This is a genomic window from Cronbergia sp. UHCC 0137 (assembly GCF_034932285.1).
GTDB lineage: Bacteria > Cyanobacteriota > Cyanobacteriia > Cyanobacteriales > Nostocaceae > Cronbergia.
Window position 1 is genome coordinate 22506 of the sequence record NZ_JAYGHC010000017.1, and the last position, 1742, is coordinate 24247.

At 37.7% G+C, this 1742-nt stretch carries 3 protein-coding genes; 2 read left to right on the top strand and 1 reads right to left on the bottom strand.

What is annotated here, in order from left to right:
* Window positions 1–345 precede the first annotated feature (345 nt).
* Together VB711_RS10535 and VB711_RS10540 are read left to right on the top strand one after the other, a co-directional pair.
* Complete coding sequence (locus tag VB711_RS10535; protein ID WP_323285890.1) at window positions 346–618, top strand: BrnT family toxin; 273 nt, start codon at window positions 346–348, stop codon at window positions 616–618.
* 4 nt (window positions 619–622) lie between these two features.
* Complete coding sequence (locus VB711_RS10540) at window positions 623–820, top strand: hypothetical protein (RefSeq protein ID WP_323285892.1); 198 nt, start codon at window positions 623–625, stop codon at window positions 818–820.
* Window positions 821–980: 160 nt separating this feature from the next.
* Here VB711_RS10540 and radC read toward each other — a convergent pair whose 3' ends face one another.
* Entirely contained in the window at window positions 981–1712 is a 732-nt protein-coding gene (gene radC / locus VB711_RS10545) for a RadC family protein (RefSeq protein ID WP_323285894.1), read from the bottom strand.
* Window positions 1713–1742: the final 30 nt, after the last annotated feature.

Here is a 1742-nt window from a genome sequence, read left to right on the forward strand (position 1 = left end):
TCCTGACTCCGGTCACTGAGCGTAGCCGAAGTGCTGACTCCTGACTCCTAGCCTTAATGAAAAGACTTTTTCAGCAAACCCTACATAATTATAGGAATTACGCATTGACAGAAAATACCAAATATGTGTAGTGGGAAAGCTACATCTATTGTAGGGGTTTAGCACTGCTAAACCCTTACCCCACGGTTAGTTGAACGGTAAAAATATAATTAGCTGCAACCCGAAACAACCTATTTTTGGTGAAAGCAGATCATGATTAATTTGTACAGTGCGTAAGTCCTAAATTATTATAGCGATCGCTTGTGATAAAGTTACAATCAATGTGTTTAAAATTTAATTATATCTATGGAATTTGAATGGGATAAACAAAAAGGAAAATCTAATTTATTTAAACATAATGTTTCATTTGAAGAAGTTCAAACAGTTTTCGATGATCCACTCTATGTTGATTTTTATGATCCCGATCATTCCGAAGACGAACATCGTTATATTATCATAGGAGAATCATCAAAAAGTCGGATTTTGTTGGTTTCTTATACAGAAAGAAGGGATAAAATTAGAATTATTAGTGCTAAACAAGTGACAAAACAAGAATTACAAGCTTATCAAGAGGGTTAAAACAATGGAAGATGAACTAAGAGATGAATATGATTTAAAAAGTTTAAAAGTTAGAAGAATGGGAGCTAAACGTAAAAAATTTGGTGATATCATCATTAAATTAGATGCAGATGTGGCTGAATTGTTTCCTAATGCTGAATCTGTTAATGAAGCTTTACGATTTTTGATTAGAATTACTAAAGAAAATAAAGTGCCATTTTAGAAATGTCGATTTCTAGCTTATATTTATTTATGGCGATCGCGAACTTCACAGATAAATGTAAGGCTTTGGGAATCTTAATATTAGTGCGGTGCGTCAGATAGAGAAAATCTGTTGTTTGCTAAATTATTGGGTCTGACGCACCCTACAAGAGATAATGTCATCAATCACCCTGGGGACAATCATCCCACAAAGTTGTAATTTCTCGCAAACTTTGATGAGTGCCATTACCTAAAATCAAATGATCTAAAAGGGGAATACTTAAAAGTTGCGCCCCGGCTAATAATTGACGTGTTAATTCAATATCAGCTTCACTAGGTTCAAGATTACCAGAAGGGTGATTATGGGCGACAATTGCCCGCGTTGCACCATGACGAATTACCTCCCGAAAAATATCACGGGGGGAAGCTAAAGTTTCCGTTGCAGTACCGATAGAGATGATTTTTGTTCCTAAAAATTTATTCTTTACATCTAACAATAACACAGCGAAACGCTCTTGGTTTTGCCACATCAGGTCTTGACTTAGAGTTGCTGCCGCAGCCAATGGACTATCAATTACAGTCCCATCGGAGGGACGGGATAAAAAAGCCCGTTTGCCTAATTCAATTGCGGCTAAAATAGTTGTAGCTTTAGCCGGACCCACACCGGGGATTTCCATTAATTCAGCCGGAGTAACTTCTCGTAAAGCTGCCAGAGGGTCACGCTGATTTTGCCCTAATTCCTGTAATATATATTGCCCCAAACCAACCGCAGAAAGTTTACCATGACCTTGACCAGTACCCAGAAGAATGGCTATTAACTCAGCAGTTGCTAATATTTTCGGTCCGTGGGTCATTAATCTCTCACGGGGACGTTCATTTTCTGGTAAATCAGCAATTCTGAGGCAATAAGTCATAGAGAATAGAGGAGTCAGGAGTCAGGAGTC

Excerpts from the sequence above, each read along its gene's own strand:
- VB711_RS10535 (WP_323285890.1), top strand. The coding sequence starts at position 346 with ATGGAATTTGAATGGGATAAACAAAAAGGAAAATCTAATTTATTTAAA.
- VB711_RS10540 (WP_323285892.1), top strand. The coding sequence starts at position 623 with ATGGAAGATGAACTAAGAGATGAATATGATTTAAAAAGTTTAAAAGTT.
- radC (WP_323285894.1), bottom strand. The coding sequence starts at position 1,712 with ATGACTTATTGCCTCAGAATTGCTGATTTACCAGAAAATGAACGTCCC.